The 19,518-nt window shown below is 66.7% G+C and carries 20 protein-coding genes; 17 read left to right on the top strand and 3 right to left on the bottom strand.

Annotated features, from left to right (window positions below):
* Positions 1–7: 7 nt before the first annotated feature.
* Positions 8–499 carry a DUF2478 domain-containing protein gene (locus ABIE57_RS01540; protein WP_354537217.1) on the top strand — a complete coding sequence of 164 codons (492 nt, stop codon included), beginning with the start codon at positions 8–10 and terminating at the stop codon, positions 497–499.
* Between the two features lie 8 nt (positions 500–507).
* Here the strand turns inward: ABIE57_RS01540 and ABIE57_RS01535 are convergent, their stop codons facing one another.
* Positions 508–1,269, bottom strand: coding sequence for an NAD kinase (locus tag ABIE57_RS01535; protein WP_354537216.1), 762 nt, complete (start codon positions 1,267–1,269; stop codon positions 508–510).
* A gap of 160 nt (positions 1,270–1,429) precedes the next feature.
* Between ABIE57_RS01535 and glyA the strand changes: the two genes are divergently transcribed.
* A complete protein-coding gene (gene glyA, locus ABIE57_RS01530) occupies positions 1,430–2,737 on the top strand; it encodes a serine hydroxymethyltransferase (RefSeq protein WP_354537215.1) in 1,308 nt (435 codons plus the stop codon).
* A gap of 21 nt (positions 2,738–2,758) precedes the next feature.
* Here glyA and crtC read toward each other — a convergent pair whose 3' ends face one another.
* Positions 2,759–3,583: a carotenoid 1,2-hydratase gene (crtC, locus tag ABIE57_RS01525; RefSeq protein ID WP_502950130.1), complete on the bottom strand. Its 825-nt coding sequence runs from the start codon at positions 3,581–3,583 to the stop codon at positions 2,759–2,761.
* A gap of 14 nt (positions 3,584–3,597) precedes the next feature.
* A complete protein-coding gene (crtD, locus tag ABIE57_RS01520; RefSeq protein WP_354537214.1) occupies positions 3,598–5,163 on the bottom strand; it encodes a 1-hydroxycarotenoid 3,4-desaturase CrtD in 1,566 nt (521 codons plus the stop codon).
* A gap of 94 nt (positions 5,164–5,257) precedes the next feature.
* Between crtD and ABIE57_RS01515 the strand changes: the two genes are divergently transcribed.
* The 15 genes from ABIE57_RS01515 to chrA all read left to right on the top strand — a co-directional run bounded on the left by ABIE57_RS01515 (position 5,258) and on the right by chrA (position 19,487).
* On the top strand, positions 5,258–6,127 hold the full coding sequence (locus ABIE57_RS01515; RefSeq protein WP_354537213.1) for a polyprenyl synthetase family protein: 870 nt from the start codon (positions 5,258–5,260) through the stop codon (positions 6,125–6,127).
* Entirely contained in the window at positions 6,124–7,269 is a 1,146-nt protein-coding gene (locus ABIE57_RS01510) for a methyltransferase (RefSeq protein WP_354537212.1), read from the top strand. The genes ABIE57_RS01515 and ABIE57_RS01510 overlap by 4 nt, the downstream gene beginning before the upstream one ends.
* Before the next feature lie 115 nt (positions 7,270–7,384).
* Positions 7,385–8,326: a chlorophyll synthesis pathway protein BchC gene (bchC, locus tag ABIE57_RS01505; protein WP_354537211.1), complete on the top strand. Its 942-nt coding sequence runs from the start codon at positions 7,385–7,387 to the stop codon at positions 8,324–8,326.
* Entirely contained in the window at positions 8,323–9,327 is a 1,005-nt protein-coding gene (locus tag ABIE57_RS01500) for a chlorophyllide a reductase iron protein subunit X (RefSeq protein ID WP_354537210.1), read from the top strand. The genes bchC and ABIE57_RS01500 overlap by 4 nt, the downstream gene beginning before the upstream one ends.
* Positions 9,314–9,469: a hypothetical protein gene (locus ABIE57_RS01495; RefSeq protein WP_354537209.1), complete on the top strand. Its 156-nt coding sequence runs from the start codon at positions 9,314–9,316 to the stop codon at positions 9,467–9,469. Before ABIE57_RS01500 ends, ABIE57_RS01495 begins: the two co-directional genes overlap by 14 nt.
* Positions 9,466–10,965, top strand: coding sequence for a chlorophyllide a reductase subunit Y (gene bchY, locus ABIE57_RS01490; protein ID WP_354537208.1), 1,500 nt, complete (start codon positions 9,466–9,468; stop codon positions 10,963–10,965). Before ABIE57_RS01495 ends, bchY begins: the two co-directional genes overlap by 4 nt.
* Positions 10,965–12,431, top strand: a complete 1,467-nt coding sequence (gene bchZ / locus ABIE57_RS01485) for a chlorophyllide a reductase subunit Z (RefSeq protein ID WP_354537207.1) — start codon at positions 10,965–10,967, stop codon at positions 12,429–12,431. Before bchY ends, bchZ begins: the two co-directional genes overlap by 1 nt.
* Positions 12,432–12,435: 4 nt before the next feature.
* Positions 12,436–12,660, top strand: coding sequence for a cytochrome PufQ (pufQ, locus tag ABIE57_RS01480; protein ID WP_354537206.1), 225 nt, complete (start codon positions 12,436–12,438; stop codon positions 12,658–12,660).
* Between the two features lie 132 nt (positions 12,661–12,792).
* Entirely contained in the window at positions 12,793–12,942 is a 150-nt protein-coding gene (gene pufB / locus ABIE57_RS01475) for a light-harvesting antenna LH1, beta subunit (RefSeq protein WP_354537205.1), read from the top strand.
* 15 nt (positions 12,943–12,957) lie between these two features.
* On the top strand, positions 12,958–13,119 hold the full coding sequence (gene pufA, locus ABIE57_RS01470) for a light-harvesting antenna LH1, alpha subunit (RefSeq protein ID WP_354537204.1): 162 nt from the start codon (positions 12,958–12,960) through the stop codon (positions 13,117–13,119).
* Positions 13,120–13,235: 116 nt separating this feature from the next.
* Positions 13,236–14,075, top strand: coding sequence for a photosynthetic reaction center subunit L (pufL, locus tag ABIE57_RS01465; RefSeq protein ID WP_354537203.1), 840 nt, complete (start codon positions 13,236–13,238; stop codon positions 14,073–14,075).
* 3 nt (positions 14,076–14,078) lie between these two features.
* Entirely contained in the window at positions 14,079–15,068 is a 990-nt protein-coding gene (pufM, locus tag ABIE57_RS01460) for a photosynthetic reaction center subunit M (protein ID WP_354537202.1), read from the top strand.
* 3 nt (positions 15,069–15,071) lie between these two features.
* Complete coding sequence (gene pufC / locus ABIE57_RS01455; RefSeq protein WP_354537201.1) at positions 15,072–16,163, top strand: photosynthetic reaction center cytochrome PufC; 1,092 nt, start codon at positions 15,072–15,074, stop codon at positions 16,161–16,163.
* A gap of 92 nt (positions 16,164–16,255) precedes the next feature.
* Positions 16,256–18,187, top strand: coding sequence for a 1-deoxy-D-xylulose-5-phosphate synthase (gene dxs / locus ABIE57_RS01450; protein ID WP_354537200.1), 1,932 nt, complete (start codon positions 16,256–16,258; stop codon positions 18,185–18,187).
* 49 nt (positions 18,188–18,236) lie between these two features.
* Complete coding sequence (chrA, locus tag ABIE57_RS01445) at positions 18,237–19,487, top strand: chromate efflux transporter (protein WP_354537199.1); 1,251 nt, start codon at positions 18,237–18,239, stop codon at positions 19,485–19,487.
* Positions 19,488–19,518 lie beyond the last annotated feature (31 nt).

The raw sequence follows: 19,518 nt of genomic DNA, 5'->3' as shown, positions 1-19,518 counted from the left end.
CGGGGCGATGCGGATCGCCTGTGTCATGGCCGGGGGGCGGGGGGATATGGACCTGCTGCTGCACGGTTTCGCCATGCGCGCCATCGCGCGCGGGCGACGGCTATGCGGGACGGTGCAGGTCAATTCCGATTGCGGCGAGGGGCGTCCCTGCGACATGGATGTGCAGGTGCTGCCCGACGGGCCGGTGATACGCATCTCGCAAAGCCTCGGCCCCGGCGCGCGGGGCTGTCGGCTTGACCCGGAGGCGCTCGAACAGGCAGTGGCGGAAGCCGAGGCGCGGTTGAGCGCGGGGGCCGATCTGGTCATCGTCAACAAGTTCGGCAAGCACGAGGCCGACGGGCGCGGGTTTCGCGCCCTCATCGCCGAGGCGGTGGCGCTTGGCGTGCCGGTGCTGGTGGGGGTCAACGCGCTCAACGCGCCACGGCTGGCCGAGTTCGTCGGCGGTGAGGTCACACGGCTTGATCCCACCCCCGAGGCGCTTGACGCCTGGCTGGGGTGATCCGCGCCTCAGGTGAATTGCTCACGCAACAGCCGCTCTTCCAGCCCGTGGCCGGGATCGAACAGGATCCGGTGCGCAATGCCGGTCTCGGAGCGGATTTCCACCCAGAGCACGCTTTCGATCCAGCGGCTGTCGGCATCGGCCATGACCGGGCGCTTGTGCGGCTCGATCACGTCAAAGCGCACCGTCGCCGTCTTGGGCAGGAGCGCGCCGCGCCAGCGGCGGGGACGGAACGCGGCGACGGCGGTCAACGCCAGCACATCCGCGCCAATGGGCAGGATCGGGCCGTGGGCCGAGTAGTTATAGGCGGTGGAGCCTGCGGGCGTCGAGACCAGCGCGCCGTCGCAGATCAGTTCTTCCAGCCGCAGCCGCCCGTCGATGCTGATGCGCAGCTTGGCCGCCTGCGGCCCCGCGCGCAGAAGCGAGACCTCGTTGATGGCCAGCGCCTCGTGGATCGTGCCGTCGCCCGCCTCGGCGCGCATCGCAAGCGGGTTGATCACCTCTTCCTCGGCGCGTGACAGCCGCTCGGGCAGGTCGGTCTCGGAATAGTCGTTCATCAAAAAGCCGACCGTGCCGCGATTCATCCCGTAAACCGGCACGTCAAGGGCCTGTGTGCGGTGCAGCGTGGCCAGCATGAAGCCATCCCCGCCAAGCGCCACGATCACATCCGCCTGCGGCTCGGACACGGAGCCGTAGCGCCCCACAAGGGCCGCGCGCGCGGTCTGTGCCGTGGGCGCCTCGCTGGCGACAAAGGCGATTTTCTGCGTCATGGGCTGTTCCCGGCCTGTCCTGCCCAAGTCCAAGCACAATTCGCGCGCCAAGGCCAGAGATGCCGGTCAGGCGGGGGGATGCGTCGCTTTACAATCTTTCCTTGAGGGCATGTTTGGGCTAGGTGCTTCGCGAGTTGCATCTTCTGGCGGAGGACATGCCATGCCCCATGACGGAAACCGGCCCGTGGCCGATATCGGATTTTTCACCGAGGCACTCGCCACGCGCGACCCCGAGATCGCCCGCGCGATCGGTCTGGAGCTTGGCCGCCAGCGCGACGAGATCGAATTGATCGCGTCGGAGAACATCGTCAGCGCCGCCGTGATGGAGGCGCAGGGCTCGGTGATGACCAACAAATACGCCGAAGGGTATCCGGGGCGGCGTTACTATGGCGGCTGTCAGTTCGTCGACATCGCCGAAAACCTTGCCATCGAGCGGGCGTGCCAGCTCTTCGGTTGCGGTTTTGCCAATGTGCAGCCCAATTCCGGATCTCAGGCCAATCAGGGCGTGTTCACGGCACTTCTGCAACCGGGCGACACCATCCTCGGCATGAGCCTCGACGCGGGCGGGCATCTGACGCACGGGGCCGCGCCGAACCAGTCGGGCAAATGGTTCAACGCCATTCAATACGGCGTGCGGCGCGAGGATAACCTGATTGATTACGATCAGGTGCAGGCGCTGGCCACCGAACATCAGCCGAAGCTCATCATCGCCGGTGGCTCTGCCATTCCGCGCCGGATCGACTTTGCGAAGATGCGCGAGATTGCCGATAGCGTGGGGGCCTGGCTGCATGTGGATATGGCGCATTTCGCGGGGCTCGTCGCGGCCGGCGAGCATCCCAGCCCCTTCCCCCACGCGCACGTGGCCACCACCACCACGCACAAGACGCTGCGCGGCCCGCGCGGCGGCATGATCCTCACGAACGACGAAGGCTTGGCCAAGAAGTTCAATTCGGCCATTTTCCCCGGCATCCAGGGCGGCCCGCTGATGCATGTCATCGCGGGCAAGGCCGTGGCCTTTGGCGAGGCGCTGCGCCCGGAATTCAAGGATTACATCAAGGCCGTGATCGCCAATGCGCAGGCGCTGTCGGATCAACTGATCAAGGGCGGGCTCGATACGATCACGCATGGCACCGACACCCATGTGGTGCTCGTGGATCTGCGGCCCAAGGGCGTCAAGGGCAATGCCACCGAAAAGGCATTGGGCCGCGCGCATATCACCTGCAACAAGAACGGCGTGCCGTTCGACCCTGAGAAACCCACCGTGACCAGCGGCATTCGTCTCGGCTCTCCGGCGGGCACGACGCGCGGTTTCGGTGAGGCCGAATTCCGCCAGATCGCCGACTGGATCATCGAGGTGGTCGATGGTCTGGCCGCCAATGGCGAGGATGGCAACGGTGCCGTCGAGGAGAAGGTCAAGGCCGAGGTGGCCGCGCTCTGCACGCGCTTCCCGCTTTATCCAGGCCTCTGAAAAGCGCGCGCGCGGGCGGGATCAGTCCGGAAACCGCCAGCGCGCCCGTCGCGGCACCCGCACGGCGAGCATCGGCTTGAGCAGGGCCGCGCGGAAACGGTCGAGGTCGAGCGCCTCGTGGACGCCCACGCTTTCCTCGCCGTCGATCACGGTGCGCACAGCCGAGCGGCAGTAGAACGGCGCATCCAGCATCGGTTTCACCTGCCGTGGCGTATGGCCCGGATCGGCGCGGGTCTCGCGCGCCACGGCCCAGAGGCTGCGGGCCATGCGCGCCTTGGGGGGCAGGGGGATGGTGTCGGCGCGGCCCTCCGCGTCAAAATGCACGCCCAATTCAAACGTGCTGCCGTCGCGGCGCGTGGCGTCGTAAAAGCAGGTGCTGCCGCCCGCGCGCGGGAACCGGCCCCAGGTCCAGCGGCTGAAGTCCGCTTCGAGCGCGCGGGTGCCGAAATTGGCGTCGAAATAGCCATGCCCGCGCCATTGCCAGCCGGGAGCCTCGAGATCGACCTCGATATCCGAGGTGGGCGCAAAAGGCCGCCAGACATGCGCCCCGTCATCCGTCAGCGCCACCTCCACGCCGCTGAGCGCTGCGGGCGTGACCACCACCCGCCCGCGCACGCGGCTCACCATCGGCGGCGCGCCCCACTCATTGATCTCGACGATCAGCCGCCCGTCCTGCCAGCGCATCGACGAGGGCCCGACCGTCAGGCAATCGGCGCTCTGGCGCAGCGCGCTTTCGCCCCGGTCGGTCATGGTGAACCGCCCGCCGGGGCCGTAGGTGGCGACGTTGATGCAGCAATGATTGGCCGGGTTGCGCCGCCCCGACCAGGCATACCAGGGCGAGAACACCGACCCGATGAAGCCTATGACCGAGATCGCGCGCGTGCCATCCTCGCTGATCCCGTCGAGATACCACCAGGCGTATCCGTCGGGCGGGACGTCGAGGTTGAAATTCGGTCGCGCATGATCGCCTCGGCCGCGTGCCGACCGGAGAGGGCCGCCATCGGCACCCCCGCCCCCGGATGCGTGCCGCCCCCGGCCAGGTAAAGCCCCCGAATTCCCGTCCGCGCCGTGGGACGCCGCAGGGCCGCCAGCGCCCCGTGCGGGCTCTGCCCGTAAAGCGCACCGTTCGAGGCCGGGAAGAGCGCCGCAAAGCCCGCCGGGGTGGTCAGCGCCGCGCGCGTCGGCTCCGGCGAGAAGGTCAGGCCGAAGCGGGCCAGCGTTGCGAAACATCTCGGATGGCATGGGGCGGTCTCCTCGGGGGGGGCGTCATCGGGGTACGCGGGCGCATTGGCGATGATCTCGAGACGCTCGGGATCGGGCGGGGTGGCCCCCAGCCCGCGATCCATGGCGCAGACATAAAGCGTGGGATCCGGCACCGTCTCGCCGCGCATGAGGGCAGCGAATTCCGGTGCCGGATCGGCGCGAAAGAACACATTGTGATGCGCAAGGTCCGGGCCAAGGGGGCGCGCGGCGAAGGCCCAGACCTCGGCCGAGAGGCTGCGCGGCGCGCGGCGCGTGACGGAGGCGACCGAGGCGCAATCGGGGCCGAGCGCGCCGGTAGAGAGCGCGCGAGGATCGCCGTTGAAGACGACGCGGGCGCAAGCGATGTGGCGGCCATCGGCCAGGATCACGGCGTGCACCGCGCCGCCCGTGGCCTCGATCCGGGCGACATGCGCGCGCGTCTCAATCACCGCGCCCTTGCGGCGGGCAAGTGCGGCCAGCGCCTCGGCCAGCCGGTGCATGCCCCCCTCGACCGCCCAGACCCCGCCTGCCTCGGCGCGCCATATCAGCGCCAGAAGCGCGGGCACGCCGTCGGGCGTGCCGCCGACATAGGTGGCGTAGCGCCCGAACAATTGGGCAAGGCGGGGATCATCAAAGCTCTCGCGCAAAAGGTCCGCCAGCGATTTGAGCGGGGCCATCTGGCGCAGGAGATGCGGGCGCGCGGCGACATGGGCGACAAGGCGCATCAGGCGCGGCGCGGCAGCCTGCATCATGGGCGCGTCGAACCCGTCAAAGAGCGCGCGCGCGCGGGCGTCGAAGGCGCGGAACTGATCGGCGGCGCGCGGCCCGGCGAAATCGGCGATGGCCTGCGCGTTGCGGCGGCTGTCGTCATAAAGGTCAAGCCGACTGCCATCGGGCCAGAAATGCCGCGCCAGAAGCGGTTGACGAACAAGGCGAAGGTGATCCTCCAGCCGCTCTCCGCAATCGGCAAAAAGCGCGTCGAACACGGCCCGCAGTGTGAGCACGGTCGGCCCCGCCGCCACCGGACCGGCGCGTGAGGGCAGGGCGCGCATCTTGCCGCCCACAAGGTCATGGCGCTCCAGCAGGGTGACGGCATGGCCCGCATGGGCCAGCCGCGCGGCGGCGACAAGCCCCGCAACCCCCGCCCCGATGATCACTGTCTGATCCTGCGCCCCGGCTGTCATGGGAGGATTGTTGACTCTGCACGGCAATATGTCCAGTATGATTTACACAATGTATGTCATGTATAAATGACACAAGCGGCTCAGGAGGCCCGACATGCAGCTTTCGCACCGGATCGAAGGGGCCATTGGCACCGCACTCGCGCGCGCAGGAGGGCCGCCCGCGCCCCGTCAACTGGCCGCGGCGCTCAGCCACGCGGTCTTGCCGGGTGGGGCGCGGATCAGGCCCACGATCCTTTTGTCGGTGGCGATGGCCTGCGGTGACGATCGTCCCGCGCTCTCGGATGCGGCGGCGGTGGCGCTCGAACTCATTCACTGCGCAAGCCTCGTGCATGACGATCTGCCCTGTTTCGACGATGCCGACACGCGGCGCGGTAAGGCGACCGTGCACCGCGCCTATTCCGAGCCGCTGGCTGTGCTGGCGGGTGACAGCCTCATCGTGCTGGCCTTCGAGACGCTCGCGCGTGCGGGCGAGGAGGACGCCGCGCGCGCGCTGCGGCTGACATCGGCGCTGGCGCGGCGCACGGGGATGCCGGGCGGCATTTGCGCAGGCCAAGGCTGGGAGAGTGAGCCGACGGTCGATCTTGCCGCCTATCACCGGGCCAAGACTGGCGCGCTTTTTGTGGCCGCCACGCAGATGGGGGCCATAGCGGCGGGGCATGAGCCCGAGCCGTGGCATGATCTGGGCGCGCTTATCGGCGAGGCGTTTCAGGTGGCCGACGATCTGCGCGACGCGGTGATGGATGCCGAGAGCCTGGGCAAGCCCGTGGGGCAGGATGATCTGCACGGGCGGCCCAATGCGGTGACGCAGCTTGGCGTCAAGGGGGCGGTGTCGCGGCTGTCGGACATCCTCGCGGGTGCCATCGCCTCGATCCCGTCCTGCCCCGGCGAAGCGGCGCTGGCAAAGATGGTGCGGCTTCAGGCCGAGCGGATCATGCCCCGGATGCCCGCCCGGCACAGGGCATGACAGCGGTGGCCGGACCGCCCGCCACGCGGGGCGGGCTTCGGGGCTGGTTCCTGCGGTTGCTCACACGGCCCGAGGTGCAGGCACGGGCGGCGCGATTGCCCTTCGGGCGCGGTTTGGCGCGGCGCGACGGGGCCGAGATTTTCGATATATTGCAGGGGTTTGTGAAATCCCAGGTGCTGCTGGCGCTGGTCGAGACCGGCACATTGCGCGCGCTTCTGGACGGTGCGCGCACGCCGGAGGATCTGGCGCGCGCGGCAGAGATTCCCGCGCCCCGGATGGCCGCGCTCTTGCAGGGGGGGGCGGCGCTTGGCCTGCTCACGCGGCGGCGCGACGGGCGGTTTGCGCTGGACCGGCGCGGCGCGGTGATCCTTGGCGTGCCGGGGCTTGAGGCGATGATTCGCCACAACCGCGCCTTTTATGCCGACATGGCCGATCCGGTCGCGCTGCTGCGCGGCGAGGGTGAGACGGAACTGGCGCGGTTCTGGCCCTATGTCTTCGGGCAGGCGGGCGAGGTCGCGCCCGAGGTGGCGGCGCGCTATTCCGACCTCATGGCGCAGAGCCAGCGGCTCGTGGCCGAGGACGTATTGCGGGCGGTGGGGCTCTCGGGCGCGCGGGTGCTGATGGATGTGGGCGGCGGCACGGGGGCCTTCGTCACCGCGGCGCTCACGGCGCATCCGTCGCTGGAGGTGATGCTCGTGGACTTGCCCGAGGTGCTCGCGGGTGCCCGTCAGCGACTCGGTGCGGCGGGGCTGGCGTCTCGGGTGACACTGTGCCCGATGAGTTTTCGCGAGGCGGACCTGCCCGAAGGGGCCGACACCGTGAGCCTTGTGCGTGTGCTTTATGACCATTCGGACGCGACGGTGCGCGCGCTTCTGGCGAATGTTTACGCTGCGTTGCCCTCCGGCGGGCGGCTCATTGTGGCCGAGCCGATGGCGGGCGGCGTGCGCCCCGAAGCGGCGGGGGATCTCTATTTTGCCTTTTACACCATGGCCATGGGCACCGGGCGCGCGCGCTCTGCCGCCGAGATCGGCGCGCTGTGCCAAGAGGCGGGATTCGTGGTTCGCCACAGCCCGCGTCCGGATCGGCCTTATGTGACCAGCGTCGTTGTCTGCGAAAAGCTGAAACCTTCACCTGACAGTTGACATATCAGGTGTAAACAAAGGTTGACACTAAAGCCTGTCCCTTTAAGATGACATTAGGGAAACTGCTACCCCGCTGCGTCAAACCGGCGCAGGTGCCACCGAGGAGGGGGCCATCATGGAAACCCGCGCAATCTGCCTGAAAGGTCCGGAGGATCTGATCATCGACCTTCTGCCGCTCAAGGCACCGGGCGCAGGTGATATCGTGGTGAAGATTTCCCATTCCGGAATTTCGACCGGCACGGAAAAGCTGTTCTGGTCCGGGCAGATGCCCCCCTTTCCGGGGATGGGCTATCCGCTGGTGCCGGGCTACGAGGCCGCAGGTGAAGTGGTCGAGGCGGACCCCGCCACCGGCTTTCGTGCGGGCGATCATGTCTTCGTGCCGGGTGCGGATTGTTTCGAGGGCGCGCACGGGCTTTTCGGTGGTGCCGCCGCGCGGCTGGTGAGTCGCGCGGACCGCGCGGTGCGCATCGACGCGGGTCATGGGCCCGAGGGCGCGCTTCTGGCGCTGGCCGCCACCGCGCGGCACACCATGGCGGGGCTCGACAAGGCCATGCCCGATTTGATTGTCGGTCACGGCGTTCTCGGTCGGCTTCTCGCACGGCTGGCGATTGCGGCGGGCGCGCCCGCGCCGGTCGTGTGGGAGGTCGAGCCCGGTCGGCGCGGCGGGGCCGAGGGCTATCAGGTGATCGCCCCCGAGGACGACCCGCGCCGCGATTATCGCGCGATCTACGACGCCTCCGGCAATGCCGCGATCCTCGATGATCTCATCGGGCGGCTGGCCAGGGGCGGCGAGATCGTGCTCGCGGGATTTTATCCCCAAGGCCTCAGCTTTGCCTTTCCGCCCGCCTTCATGCGCGAGGCGCGGCTGCGGGTGGCGGCGGAATGGACGCGTGGCGACCTCATCGCCGTGCGCGACCTTGTCGAAACCGGCGCTCTGTCACTCGGCGGTCTCATTACCCATCAGGCGCGGGCCGAAGATGCGCCCCAAGCCTATCGCACGGCCTTCGGGGACCCCGATTGCCTCAAGATGATACTCAACTGGAAGGACGCCGCATGAAAGACGACGTGCCCAATCTCAAGGCATTCGACAAGCGGCTGCGCGACGAGGCGGCCCAGGAGCCGACCCTTGAAGTGCCGCAGGCCCCGCCCTCGAAAAAGACGCAGATCATCGCGATCTACGGCAAGGGCGGGATCGGCAAATCTTTCACGCTGGCCAATCTCAGCCACATGATGGCCGAGCAGGGCAAGCGCGTGCTGCTGATCGGCTGCGACCCGAAATCCGATACCACCTCGCTGCTTTTCGGCGGCAAGGCGTGCCCCACGATCATCGAGACCTCGACGAAAAAGAACCTCGCCGGTGAGCCGGTGAAGATCGGTGATGTGTGTTTCAAGCGCGGTGGTGTCTTTGCGATGGAGCTTGGCGGGCCGGAAGTGGGCCGGGGCTGTGGCGGGCGCGGGATCATCCACGGATTTGAACTGCTGGAGAAGCTGGGCTTTCACGACTGGGATTTCGATTACGTCCTGCTGGATTTTCTGGGCGACGTGGTCTGTGGCGGGTTTGGCCTGCCGATTGCGCGAGACATGGCGCAGAAGGTCATCCTGGTGGCCTCGAACGATCTGCAATCGCTTTACGTGGCCAACAATGTCTGCTCGGCGGTGGAATATTTCCGCAAGATGGGCGGCAATGTCGGCGTCGCGGGCCTTGTGATCAACAAGGATGACCATTCCGGTGAGGCGCAGGCCTTTGCCAAGGCGGTGTCCATTCCGGTTCTGGCGGCCATTCCGCAGGATGACGACCTGCGCAAGAAATCGGCCAATTACCAGATTGTCGGCACCATGCAGAGCCAGTGGGGCAATCTCTTTGCCGGGTTGGCCGAAGCGGTTGGCGTGGCCCCGCCGGTGCGGCCCAACCCGCTCGATCAGGACGGGTTGCTGGCGCTGTTCGACAGCAAGGATACGGGCGGCGACTATGTGCTTGTGCCCGCTACCGATGCTGACATGCGCGGCAAACATGCCAAGCCGAAGCCGAGCCTCGAGGTGATTTATGACGAGGCGTGATCCCTCCCTTCGCCGTGAAACGCTGGCCGAGGTGCAGCGGCTGCTGTCCGAGGCGCGCCCCGAGCAGATCCGGCGTCTGATGGCCGATGTCATGGCCGCGGGCGAGGGGCGCGACGAGACCCCCGAAAGGCGGGCGTCATGAGCGGGCAGGACCATATCCCCGACGCAGGCCTTGGCTGTCACGCCAGGGACGAGATGACCCAGGCCGCGCGCAAGGCGGGGGCGTCAGAGGTGCTCGACCGCTATGCCGCCGATTACCCGCAAGGGCCGCATGACAAGCCGCAGAGCATGTGCCCGGCTTTCGGGTCGCTCCGCGTGGGCCTGCGGATGAAGCGGGTGGCAACGGTGCTCTCGGGCTCTGCCTGCTGCGTCTATGGCCTGACCTTCGTCAGTCATTTCTACGGCGCGCGCCGCTCGGTCGGCTATGTGCCGTTCAATTCCGAGAGCCTTGTCACGGGCAAGCTCTTTGAGGATATCCGCGACGCGGTGCACGAGTTGGCCGATCCCGACCGCTATGACGCGGTGGTGGTGACGAACCTCTGCGTGCCGACGGCGAGCGGCGTGCCGCTGCGTCTTTTGCCGAGCGAGATCAACGGCGTGCGCATCGTTGGCATCGACGTGCCGGGGTTCGGCGTGCCGACCCATGCCGAGGCCAAGGATGTGCTGGCGGGCGCGATGCTGAACTATGCCCGCAAGGAGGCCGAGGCAGGCCCGGTGGCGGCCCCCGAGGGCGGCGTGTCGGATCGCCCCACCGTCACGCTTCTGGGTGAGATGTTCCCGGCCGATCCGATGATCATCGGGCAGATGCTGGCCCCCTTGGGGCTGGCGGTCGGGCCGGTGGTGCCGTGCCGCGAGTGGCGCGAGCTTTATGCCGCGCTCGATTGCGGGGCGGTGGCGGCGATCCATCCGTTCTACACGGCGGCTGTGCGCGAGTTCGAGGCCGCCGGGCGGCCCATCGTGGGCTCTGCGCCGGTCGGGGTGGACGGCACTGAAATGTGGTTGAACAACATCGGCCAATGCTTTGGTTTATCACAGGAAAAGATTTCCGAGGCGCAGAATGCCATCCTGCCCGCGATCCGGGGCGCGCTGGCCGCGGCACCGATCAAGGGGCGGATCACCGTTTCGGGCTATGAGGGCAGCGAGTTGCTGGTCGCGCGGCTCTTGATCGAGAGCGGGGCGGATGTGCCTTATGTGGGCACGGCCTGCGCGAAATCGGCCTGGTCGGCGGCGGATGCGGAATGGCTCGTGGCGCATGGCGCGCGGGTGAAATTCCGCGCCTCTCTCGAGGATGATTGCGCGGCGATGGAAGCGCTGGAGCCTGACCTTGCCATCGGCACAACGCCGGTCGTGCAAAAGGCGAAAGAACGTGGAACACCAAGCCTTTACTTCACGAACCTCATCTCGGCGCGGCCGCTGATGGGACCGGCGGGCGCAGGCAGTCTGGCCACCGTCGTGAATGCCGCCATGGGCAACCGCGAGCGCATGGGAAAAATGCGCGCCTTCTTCGAGGGGGTGGGCACGGGCGACAGCGCGGGTGTCTGGGAAGGCGATCCGAATATCCGCGCCGATTTCCGCGCCACGAACCTCAAGAAGCTGGAGAAAAAGGCCCGCGCGGCCAAGGCGGAGGAAATGATCTGATGCTGGTGCAGGATCATGACCGGGCGGGCGGCTACTGGGGCGCGGTCTATGCGTTTTGCGCCGTCAAGGGGCTGCAAGTGGTGATCGACGGCCCGGTGGGCTGCGAGAACCTGCCGGTGACATCCGTGCTGCATTACACCGACGCGTTGCCGCCCCATGAGTTGCCCATCGTGGTGACGGGCCTGGGCGAGGGCGAGATGGGCGCGGGCACCGAAGAGGCGATGAAACGCGCCTGGGGCACGCTCGATCCGGCGCTGCCTGCGGTGGTTGTCACCGGCTCGATTGCCGAGATGATCGGCGGGGGCGTCACGCCACAGGGCACCAATATTCAGCGGTTCCTGCCGCGCACCATCGACGAGGATCAATGGCAATCCGCCGACCGGGCGATGACGTGGATTTTCACCGAGTTCGGCATGACCAAGGGCCGGATGCCGCCCGAGAAAAAACGGGACGAAGGGGCCAAGCCCCGCGTCAACATCCTCGGGCCGATGTATGGCACGTTCAACATGCCCTCGGACCTGCATGAAATCCGGCGTCTGGTCGAGGGGATCGGGGCCGAGGTCAACATGGTGATGCCGATGGGCGCGCATCTCGCGGAGATGCGCAACCTGGTGAACGCCGACGCCAATATCGTGATGTACCGTGAGTTTGGCCGTGGTCTGGCCGAGGTTCTGGGCAAGCCCTATCTGCAAGCGCCGATCGGTGTCGAGTCGACCACCCTGTTCTTGCGTAAACTCGGCGAGATGCTGGGGCTTGACCCGGAACCGTTCATCACCCGCGAGAAACATTCGACGCTCAAGCCCGTCTGGGACCTCTGGCGCTCGGTCACGCAGGATTTCTTTGCCACGGCGAATTTCGGGATCGTGGCCTCCGAGACCTATACGCGCGGCATCCGCGCCTATCTCGAGGACGATCTGGGCCTGCCTTGCGCCTTCGCCATCCCGCGTCTTGCGGGCAAGAAGACCAATAACGAGGAGGTGCGCGCCCTGATCCACGGCAGGCGCCCGCTGATCCTGATGGGGTCGATCAACGAAAAGATGTATCTGGCCGAGATGAGCGCGGGCCATGGGCCGCGCCCGGCCTTCATCCCCGCAGGATTTCCCGGTGCCGCGATCCGGCGCGCCACGGGCACGCCGGTGATGGGCTATGCCGGGGCGGTGTGGCTCTTGCAGGAAGTGTGCAACGGGCTCTTTGACGCGCTCTTTCATATCCTGCCGCTGGGATCGGAGATGGATGCGGGGGCGGCGACGCCCACCCCGCTGCGCCGCGATCTGCCCTGGGACGCGGAGGCGAGTGCCGCGCTGGCGCGCATCGTCGAGAGCCATCCCGTTCTGACCCGGATTTCTGCCGCCAAGGCGCTGCGCGACAGCGCCGAGGCGGATGCCCTCAACCACGGGGAAGGACGCGTCACGCTGGCCGCCCTCACCCGCGTTTCCCCGAACATGCCATCCGATCAGGAGGAGTGAACCGATGACCGACATGACATCCAGCCCGCCGGTGCGCCGCCGCGCCCCACGGCGCAACAGCGCCGAATACCGGGTCTATTTCTTCTGCATCTTCTTCGTCGCGATCCCCTTCGCCGCTGTGCGTTGGATCCGCGACGTGATCCGGCACCGGACGCTCAACCTCACCGGGCCGCTGGCGCGCGCCTGGCTCGAGGCCGACCGGATCACGCCGATGATTTTCTCGGTCTGAGGCCCATGGCCCCTGACCGAAATCCGAGACTGCACGCCCGAAAGGGCGGACAGACCCTGAAGGGCCATCCGGCCCCGAGGGACCCGGCCGCGGGGTGCCGCGGCGTCAGCATAACATTCCGGAGGAAAGTTCATGGCTGATAAATCCGACCTGTCGTTCACAGGTCTCACAGACGAGCAGGCCCAGGAACTGCATTCAGTGTATATGAGCGGCCTCTGGCTGTTCTCGCTGGTTGCAGTGGTCGCACATATCGCGACCTTCATCTGGTTCCCGTGGTTCTGAGGAAAGGGGTAGAAAATGGCTAAGTTTTACAAAATATGGCTGATCTTCGACCCCCGCCGCGTTTTCGTGGCGCAGGGCGTGTTCCTGTTTCTTCTGGCGGTGATGATTCACCTCGTGCTTCTGAGCACCGACGGTTTCAACTGGTTTGAAATCGCGTCCCAGAAATACGGGCGCTGAAAAGGCGTTCGCCAGAAAAAGCGCCGCGGGCGGAACCCCCGCCCGCGGCAGACGACACCCAAACCAACGGCCGCCCGTGATGCGAACGCGGGGCCGCCATATGCGGAGGCAGAGACATGGCTTTGCTCAGTTTCGAACGCAAATACCGGGTTCGCGGAGGGACGCTGATCGGCGGCGATCTGTTCGACTTCTGGGTCGGACCGTTTTACGTGGGCTTTTTCGGGGTGACGACGGCGTTTTTCGCCACGCTCGGCACCATTCTCATTTTCTGGGGGGCCTCTCAACAGGGGACTTTCAACCCCTGGCTCATCAATATCGCGCCGCCTGACCTGAGCTACGGGCTCGGCCTTGCGCCGCTGATGGAAGGCGGGCTCTGGCAGATCATCACGATCTGCGCAGTCGGTGCCTTTAGCAGCTGGGCGCTGCGCGAGGTGGAGATCTGCCGCAAGCTGGGGATGGGCTATCACGTGCCCTTTGCCTTCAGCGTGGCGATCTTTGCCTATGTCACGCTGGTGATCTTTCGCCCGCTCCTGATGGGGGCCTGGGGGCACGCCTTTCCTTACGGCATCTTCAGCCATCTCGATTGGGTCAGCAACACCGGCTATGCCTACCTGCACTTCCACTACAACCCGGCGCATATGCTGGCGGTGACGTTCTTCTTCACCACCACGCTGGCGCTCGCGCTGCATGGCGGGCTGATCCTGTCGGCGGCCAACCCCGAAAAGGGCGAGGAGATGAAGACGCCGGATCACGAGGACACGTTCTTTCGTGATTTCGTCGGGTATTCGGTGGGCACGCTGGGGATTCACCGTGTGGGCCTGTTGCTCGCGCTCAATGCCGGGTTCTGGTCGGCCGTCTGCATCATCATCTCCGGCCCGGTCTGGACCAAGGGCTGGCCCGAATGGTGGAACTGGTGGCTCGATCTGCCGATCTGGCCCTCTCAGGTGGGGATGTAAATCATGATCGAATATCAGAACATATTCACGCAAGTTCAGGTGCAGGGCGCACCCGAGATGGGCATGGACGACACCGGCGGCCGCCTGATGGAGGAACGTGCGGGCACGCCGCGCTTCTCCACCCTGGTGGGCTGGCTGGGCAACGCGCAGTTGGGGCCGATCAACCTCGGGATGCTGGGGGTCGTGAGCCTTGCCAGCGGCTTTGCCTGGTTCTTCATCGTCGGCTTCAACATGCTGGCGCAAGTGGGCTGGTCGATCCCGGAATTCCTGCGGCAGCTTTTCTGGCTGGCGCTGGAGCCGCCGGGGCCAGAGCATGGCCTGTCGATGCCGCCGCTGAATGACGGGGGGTGGTATATCATCTCGTCGTTCTTCCTCTTGGTCGCGGTGATGGCCTGGTGGGCGCGCAGCTATCAGCTGGCGGCGAGCCACAAGATGGGCAAGCACGTCTTCTGGGCCTTCGGGTCGGCGATCTGGCTCTTTCTGGTGCTGGGCCTCTTCCGCCCCATCCTGATGGGCTCCTGGTCCGAAGCGGTGCCCTACGGGATCTTCCCGCATCTCGACTGGACCACGGCGTTCTCGATCCGCTACGGCAACCTCTATTACAACCCGTTCCACGCACTCTCGATCGTGTTCCTCTATGGCTCGGTGCTGCTGTTTGCCATGCACGGGGCGACGATCCTGGCCGTGACCCGTTATGGCGGCGACCGGGAGCTGGAGCAGATCGTGGACCGGGGCACGGCCTCGGAGCGTGCCGCCCTCTTCTGGCGCTGGACCATGGGGTTCAACGCGACGATGGAGGGGATTCACCGGTGGGCCTGGTGGTTTGCGGTGCTGACGCCCATTACCGGGGGCATCGGCATCCTGCTGACGGGCACGGTGGTTGATAACTGGTTCATCTGGGCACAGGAGCACAATTTCGCGCCCATCTATGACGGCTCTTACGGCTACGAGGCTTACGGCTCCTACGAAGCCTTCATCGGACAGGGAGAGTGAGCCATGTTTCCAAGATGGTTTGACAAATGGAACCGCGACAATCCGCGCGACATCTACGGCCCCGCCATTGCCATCGGCGTGGTGGGGGGGGCGGTCTTCGCCGCCTCCATGCTGGTGGCCTTCGGTCAGCCCTATGCGACCGACAGCCTGCAAACCGGCCCGCGCGGCACGGGCATGTCGGTGCCCGAGTTCAAGACCGATCTGGCACGGCCCGATCCGGGTATTGCGGGATTTCTCGCGACAACCTCGGCACCCGTGGTGCCGCAGGGTGGCGAGCAGACGGCGGGCGAGGCGCGTGAGAACGTGCCTCCGGGCCTCGGCGATCTGACAGTTGAAAATTACGACCGGCTGCTGAACGCGATGCGGGCCTGGACGGGTATCCCCGATCTCTTCGAGGATCCCGACAATTACCAGACCGCCGTGGGCCATACGATGATCGCCATGACCAGGATGCTCAACGAGGAGTGGGGCGGTCATGTCAACGCCAACAAGGAGGTGGGTGTGACCTGTTACACCTGCCATCGCGGTCAGGCAGTGCCCTCGGATATCTGGTTCAGGATCAGCCCGGTCAACGAGAGCGCCGAAGGCTGGTCGGCCAATCAGAACCGGGTGACGGTGCAATCGCAATTCACCTCGCTGCCCTCGGATGCGCTGGAGAAATACCTGCTCGATGGCGAGAGCATCAAGGTGCATGACTTGGAGAGCCGCGTGGCGGGTGTTCCGGGCAAGGACGACTATCCCGGTATCCAGCAGGCCGAGCGGACCTATTCGCTGATGAACTATGTCAGCAACTCGCTCGGGGTGAACTGTGTGTTCTGCCACAACAGCCGCGCTTTCTATGACGGTGCGCAGGTGACGCCGCAATGGGGCACCGAGATCCTCGGGATCGAAATGGTGCTGGGGCTGAACAATGACTGGCTTGTGCCGCTCGAGGGGCTTTTGCCCGAGAACCGGCTTGGCCCGGTTTATGCGGATGCCCCCAAGGCCGCCTGCAAGACTTGTCACAAGGGCTATCAGCAGCCGCTGCAAGGCACCAACGTGATTGCCGACTGGCCGGAACTGGCGACCACCGAAACGCCGGTTTACGGTAACTGACCACAGGGCAGGGGCGCGCGACGCGCCCCTGCCGTATCCCTCGCCGCCCTTCGCGCGGGTGGCGCGCGCCACCCTTGAGAGGAGGCCCCGAGATGACCCATCCCAGACCCTTGACCCCCATCCTGGACCGTGTCGCAGGCCCTTCGGATCTTCGACGGCTGTCGGATCGGGAGCTGAGCCAGCTTGCCGGTGAGGTGCGCGCCGAGGTGATTTCCGCCGTGTCGGAGACCGGCGGGCATCTGGGATCGAGCCTTGGGGTGGTGGAGCTTTCGGTGGCGATTCATGCGGTGTTCAACACGCCCATGGATAAGCTGATCTGGGATGTCGGCCATCAATGCTATCCCCACAAGATCCTGACCGGGCGGCGCGACCGCATCCGCACACTGCGCCAGAAAGGCGGGCTGTCGGGCTTCACCAAGCGGTCGGAGAGCCGGCATGACCCGTTCGGGGCCGCGCATAGTTCCACCTCGATCAGCGCAGCCCTCGGTTTCGCGGTCGCGCGCGACATGGGGCAGGCCACGGGCGACGCCATCGCCGTGATCGGCGACGGGGCGATCAGCGCGGGCATGGCCTATGAGGCCTTGAACAACGCCGGGGCCGAGGGGCGGCGGCTCTTCGTGATCCTCAATGACAATGAAATGAGCATCGCGCCGCCGGTGGGGGCAATGTCGCGCTATCTGAGCCGTCTTTACGCGAGCGAGCCGGTGGCGCGGATAACCTCGCTGGCCGAAGGGTTCGAGGCCGCCTTGCCCGCACCGCTGCGCGAGAGCGCACGGCGGGCGCGGCAGTTGGTGACGGGGCTGACCGGATCGGGGACGCTCTTCGAGGAGTTGGGATTTCAATATGTCGGCCCCATCGACGGGCACGACATGGCGCAATTGCTGCCGGTGCTGCGCGCGGCGCGGGCGCGGGCGACGGGGCCGGTGCTCATTCATGTCTGCACCGTCAAGGGCAAGGGCTATGCGCCCGCCGAGGGCGCCGCCGACCGGGGACACGGCGTGTCGAAATTCGACCCTGTCACTGGCGCGCAGGCGAAATCCGCGCCCTCCGCCCCCTCCTATACCGCCGTGTTCGGCGAGAGCCTTGCCGATGAGGCGGCGCGCGACGAGCGCATCGTCGCGGTGACGGCGGCCATGCCCGATGGCACCGGCGTGGGCAAGATGGCCGCGCGGTTCCCGTCCCGCGTCTTTGACGTGGGCATCGCCGAACAGCATGGCGTGACTTTTGCGGCGGGGATGGCGGCTGCTGGGCTGAAGCCCTTCTGCGCGATCTACTCGACCTTCCTGCAACGCGCCTATGACCAGGTGGTGCATGACGTGGCCTTGCAACGCCTGCCGGTGCGCTTTGCGATTGACCGGGCCGGGCTGGTCGGCGCCGATGGCGCGACCCATGCAGGCGCGTTCGATATCGGCTATCTTGGCAACCTGCCGGGCATGACCGTGATGGCCGCCGCCGACGAGGCGGAACTGGTCCATATGGTCGCCACCGCAGCGGCGCATGACGACGGGCCAATTGCCTTTCGCTATCCGCGTGGGGCGGGGACCGGCGTGGCGTTGCCCGAGCGGGGGCAGGTGCTGGAGATCGGGCGCGGCCGCGTGATCGAGGAGGGCACGGACGTGGCGATCCTGAGCTTTGGCGCCCATCTCTTCGAATGCCAGGTGGCCGCCGACATGGTGCGCGACGACGGCATCTCCGTCACGCTGGCCGATGCGCGCTTTGCCAAGCCCCTCGATACCGATCTGCTGATGCAGCTGGCGCGCCATCACCGCGCGATCATCACGGTCGAGCAGGGGGCCGAGGGCGGGTTCGGCTCCATCGTGCTGCACGAGTTGGCGCGGCGCGGCGCGTTCGACCGGGGGCTGGCGATCCGCACCATCTGTTTGCCGGACCGCTTCATAGATCAGGCGAGTCCGGCGGACATGTATGCGGATGCCGGCATGACGGCGGGCGATATCGCGGCAAGCTTGCGCGCGGTGATGGCGGCGGGGCGCGGCGAAGTGGTGCCGCTGAGCGTCGCCCGATAGGGCGCGTTTCCCGCTTGCCCTGCGCGCACACGCAGGCAACAAAGGGCGCATGGACGCGCCTGCATTCCCCGAGCTTTTCCGCAGCTTCGCGCGGATCGGACTGCTGAGTTTCGGCGGGCCGGCGGCGCAGATATCGGTCATGCATGATGAGTTGGTGACGCGGCGCGGCTGGCTGCGCGAGGAGCAGTTCCTTGGCGCGCTGTCGTTCTGCATGCTCTTGCCGGGGCCGGAAGCGATGCAGCTTGCCACCTATGCGGGCTGGCGGTTGCGCGGCGTGGCGGGCGGGCTCATGGCGGGGCTGCTCTTCGTGCTGCCGGGGGCGGCCGTGATCCTTGCGCTCGGACTTGGCTATGCGGTCTGGGGTGGCATGCCCTTGGTGCAGGCGGTGTTTCTGGGCATCAAGGCGGCGGTGGTGGCGATCGTGATGCAGGCGCTGGTGCGGCTGGCCGGCAAGGCGCTGGCCGGCCCTGCGCATTGGGTGGTGGCGGGACTGGCCTTCGTGGCGATGTTTGCGCTGTCGGTGCCGTTTCCGGCGATCATCCTGGCGGCCGCTCTCTGGGGCGCGTGGCGCGCGCGCGGCGCCGCGGCGGGGCCGGTGCCGGTGGCCCTTGCGGTGCGGCCCGCCGACACGCTGCGAACCGCCCTCACATGGGGCGCGCTCTGGGTCGCGCCGATTTTCGTCGCCGGGGCGATGGGGGCCACTTTTCTCACAGAACTGGCGCTTTTCTTCTCGAAACTGGCGGTGGTGACGTTTGGCGGGGCTTATGCGGTTCTGGCCTACATGACCGACACTGTGGTGGGGGTCAAAGGCTGGCTCGGCACGCCGCAGATGATCGACGCGCTGGGGCTGGCCGAGACGACGCCGGGGCCGCTCATCCTGGTGACGCAGTTCGTGGGGTTGCTCGCGGGCTATCTTCAGGGCGGCATCGGGCTGGCGGTCACGGCGGCGGCGCTCACGCTCTGGGTGACCTTCGTGCCGTGCTTCCTGTGGATCTTCACCGGCGCGCCCTATGTCGAGCATATTCTGGCCAGGCCGCGTCTGAAGGGGGCGCTTTCGGGCATCTCGGCGGCGGTGGTGGGGGTGATCCTCAACCTGTCGGTGTGGTTCGCGCTGCATGTCGTATTCGGCGAGGTGCGCCAAGGCACCCTCTTGCCGGTGCCAGTCTGGGCGTCGTTTTCATGGCTCGGGGCAGGCTTTACAGCGCTGTCGGTGGCGCTGCTTCTCGGGGCGCGGCTCTCGATGGGCCGGGTTCTGGGGCTGATGGCGGGGCTTGCGGGGGCATGGCATCTTGTGATGTGAGAGGTGCCAGAGGCTCTTTTGTTTTGATCCG

This window comes from Roseovarius sp. MBR-6 (assembly GCF_040547525.1).
In the GTDB taxonomy this organism is placed as follows: Bacteria; Pseudomonadota; Alphaproteobacteria; order Rhodobacterales; family Rhodobacteraceae; genus Roseovarius.
This window is presented reverse-complemented; position numbering and strand designations above follow the sequence as displayed.